The organism is Inquilinus sp. (assembly GCF_039594555.1).
GTDB lineage: Bacteria > Pseudomonadota > Alphaproteobacteria > DSM-16000 > Inquilinaceae > Inquilinus.
The window spans coordinates 1-3,521 of sequence record NZ_JBCNNF010000565.1; the positions used below are offsets into that span (position 1 = coordinate 1).

4 protein-coding genes are annotated in these 3,521 nt (G+C 73.0%); 2 read left to right on the forward strand and 2 right to left on the reverse strand.

Translation table 11 applies throughout. The features are described from left to right. Positions 1–441, forward strand: a 441-nt coding sequence (locus ABDW35_RS34085; protein ID WP_343718289.1) for a methylated-DNA--[protein]-cysteine S-methyltransferase, incomplete at its 5' end; no start/stop codon positions are given. Here ABDW35_RS34085 and ABDW35_RS34090 read toward each other — a convergent pair. Next, a complete protein-coding gene (locus ABDW35_RS34090; protein WP_343718290.1) occupies positions 438–1,424 on the reverse strand; it encodes an ADP-ribosylglycohydrolase family protein in 987 nt (328 codons plus the stop codon). The two genes, ABDW35_RS34085 and ABDW35_RS34090, sit on opposite strands and share 4 nt — an antisense overlap. A 36-nt stretch (positions 1,425–1,460) precedes the next feature. On the opposite strand from ABDW35_RS34090, the gene ABDW35_RS34095 reads away from it, so the two are divergent. Continuing rightward, positions 1,461–2,912, forward strand: coding sequence for an amidase (locus ABDW35_RS34095; RefSeq protein WP_343718291.1), 1,452 nt, complete (start codon positions 1,461–1,463; stop codon positions 2,910–2,912). 212 nt (positions 2,913–3,124) lie between these two features. Here the strand turns inward: ABDW35_RS34095 and dapB are convergent. Further along, positions 3,125–3,521, reverse strand: a 397-nt coding sequence (gene dapB, locus ABDW35_RS34100; protein WP_343718292.1) for a 4-hydroxy-tetrahydrodipicolinate reductase, incomplete at its 5' end; no start/stop codon positions are given.

Below are 3,521 nucleotides of genomic sequence, written 5' to 3' on the forward strand. Positions count from 1 at the left end.
GTCTGCTGGTTCAGCTTCGTCACCGGCGACGAGGGCGCGGCCGTGGCCGAGTTCGCCGGCGAATGGCCAGGGGCGGAGCTGGAGCGCGACCAGGCGGCCACTGCCGCGGTGGTGGCGCGGATGTTCGCACCGGTGGGGCAGCGTCCGCCGCTGCCGGTGCTGCTGCGCGGCACCAACTTCCAGGTCAAGGTGTGGGAGGCGCTGCTGTCGATCCCGCCCGGCCTCGTGGCCAGCTATGGCGACATCGCCATGGCGATCGGCCGGCCGTCCGCCAGCCGCGCTGTGGGCGGCGCGGTCGGGTCCAACCCGGTGTCGGTGCTGATCCCCTGCCACCGGGTCATCCGGGCCAGCGGCATCATCCACACCTATCGCTGGGGCTCCAGCAAGAAGCAGGCCCTGCTGGCCTGGGAAGCCGGGCTGACAGGCGTCAAGGCGGCTTAGCTTTGGGCAACCAGGGCGTCCGCCATCTCCACGATCCGCTCGCGCCAAGCCAGCGGTTCCAGCCAGCGCGCGGGGATGCCGGACAGGCCGTACAGCGCGCCGGCCAGCTGGCCGGTGACGGCGCCGACCGAATCGGAATCGTCGGCGAGGTTCACCGCGAGGACCAGCGCCTCCTCGAAGCTGTCGGTGCGGTCCACCGCCCACAGGGCGGCCTCCAGCGTGTGCACGACATAGCCAGAGGATTCGATCAACGCGCGCGGCTGGCCGCGCCAATCGCCATGGGCGATGCTCCGGATCCTGGCGGCGCCCTCCCAGGCCCGGGGAGCCAGGATCTCGGCCTTGCCGGTCCCCAGGATCGCTGATCGCAGCATCTCGCCGAAGAAGACGCAGGCTTCCGTCGCCTCGCGCGCGCCATGGGTGGTGCGGCTCTGATCGGCGGCGATGCGGCGGCAGGCCTCGGGGTCGCGGAGACTGTGCAGCACGGCGGGCGCCAGCCGCATCAGCGATCCGTTGCCGGCCGTGGTCGGGTCGGTCGATCCGGCGAAGGGGCCGCCGCCATGCAGGTAGTGATCCAGCGCCTGCCGGGTGGCGTTGCCGATGTCGAAGCAGGCACCGGTGCAGGAGTAGCGGCCCTCCTGCCACCAGGAGACGAAGCGGTCCATCAGGTCGGTCGCGTCGAAGCCGCTGCGGGCGATCAGGCTGTCGGCCAGGGCCAGCGCCATGCTGGCGTCGTCGGTCCATTGCCCGGGCTGTAGCCCGAACGGGCCGCCGCCGGTCATCTCCCGGTGGTGGGGCCGGCTGTCGCGGGTGCTGAACTCCAGCGTGGTGCCGAGCGCGTCGCCGACCGCGAGGCCGACCAGGGCGCCGCGCGCCCGGTCGATCACGGCATCTGTCAGGATGTCGTCCATGCCGCAGCATAGCATGGGCGCGGCGAGGCGATGGCAGCCCCGCGGCCGGACCGCGTTGCCGCGGCCGGAGCCCATGCTAGCCTTCCGGAAAACCAGACGGGAGGGGATGCCATGGCCATCGTCACCGAGGCCCTGATCCGCGACTACGCGGCACGCGACGGGCTGGGGCTGGCCGAATGGGTGCGCAGCGGCGACGTTTCTCCGGCCGAGTTGGCGGAGACCGCGATCACGGCGATCGAGCGGCTGAACCCGCAGATCAACGCCGTCACCATCAAGGCCTATGACCTCGGGCGGCAGGCGGCGGCGCAGGCCCCGGCCGGCGCGCCCTTCGCCGGGGTGCCGTTCCTGCTGAAGGATCTCGGCTCGCAATGGCAGGGCGTGCCCGCCACCGCCAGCTGCGCCTATCTGCAGGGCCTGCCGGCTCCCGTGGACGGCGAATCGACCCGGCGGGTCAAGCAGGCCGGCTTCAGCATCCTCGGCCGCACCAATGTGCCGGAGAATGGCTGGTGCATCTCGACCGAGCCGCGGCTGCACGGCCCGACCCGCAATCCCTGGCGCGCCGACGTGACCTCCGGCGGCTCCAGCGGCGGGTCGGCCGCGGCGGTGGCGGCGCGGATGGTGCCGCTGGCCGAGGCGACCGACGGCGCCGGCTCGATCCGCGTGCCGGCGTCGAATTGCGGGCTGGTCGGGCTGAAGCCGTCGCGCGGCCGGGTGTCCTTTGCCCCCGGCGCGGTCGATGTCTGGTATGGCGGCGTGTTCTTCCTCTGCGTCTCGCGCACGGTGCGCGACACCGCGGCCTATCTCGATGCCGTGGCCGGCGGCACGCCGGGCGACCCCTACACCCCGGCGACGCCGTCCGAAAGCTGGTCCACGGCGGCCAAGCAGCGGGCCAAGGGCCTGCGCCTGGCGATGGTCGCGCGGGCGCCGGATGGCAAGCCGCTCCATCCGGAGGTGACGGCGGCGCTGCAGAACACGGCGCGGCTGCTGGAGGGGCTGGGCCATAGGGTGGAGGAGATCGATCTCGATTTCGACGCCGCGACGGCCTGGGCCGCCTACACCCGTATGGGGGCGGTGCAGACGGCGGCGATGTTCGCGGCGCTGGAGCCGGTGATCGGCCGGCCGGTGACGCCGGAGGAGGTCGAGCCGATCACCTGGGCGGCGCTCGAGCGCGGCCGATCGATCAGCGGCGTCGGCCATGCCGCCGACATCGAGGCGCTGCGCCAGTTCGGCCGCGGCCTGGTCGGGCAGCTGCTGCCCTTCGACGCGGTCCTGACCCCGGCCCTGACCCAGCCGCCGCGCCCGCTCGGCCATTGGGACATGACCATGACCGATTACGACGCCTACAACGCGCTGTGGTCGGATGCGGTGTTCATGTTTCCGTTCAACCTGTCGGGCCTGCCGGCGATGTCGCTGCCGATGCACTGGACGCCGGACGGGCTGCCGGTCGGGGTGCAGCTGGTCGGCCGCGGCGGCGACGAGGCGACGCTGCTGCGCCTGGCGACCCAGCTGGAGGCGGCACAGCCCTGGATCGACCGCCGGCCGCCGGTCTGCGTCGGGGCTTGAGGCGAGCCGCAAGTTTTTGCCTCTCCCGCTTGCGGGAGAGGTCGGAGGCGCGAAGCGGCTCCGGGTGAGGGGATTTCGTCGAGGCCGGAACCAGCCCTCACCCGCCAGCGCTGCGCGCTGTCGCTCTCCCGCGTCCGGCGGGAGAGGCAACGCGAAGACGCTCGGCATTCGGTCGGCCCTTGCCGGATGCGGGGGACCTGACCTATTCCGCTCTAGCTCAGCCCGAGCACGTCGGTCATCGAGTAGAGGCCGGGCGCGCGGCCGCGGCCCCACAGCGCGGCCTTGAGTGCGCCACGGGCGAAGATGCCGCGGTCGGTCGCCTTGTGCGTCAGCTCGATGCGCTCGCCGGCCCCGGCCAGGATCACGCTGTGCTCGCCGACCACGTCGCCGCCGCGCAGCGTGGCGAAGCCGATGGCCCCCTCCGGCCGCCTGCCGTCGCGGTCGACCGCCTTCACGGCGTCGAACTCGACGCCGCGGCCCTCGGCGGCGGCGCGGCCCAGCAGGATGGCGGTGCCGGAGGGGGCGTCGATCTTGTGGCGGTGGTGCATCTCCACCACCTCGATGTCCCAGCCGGCATCCAGCGCGCGGGCGGCCTGGCGCACCAGCGCC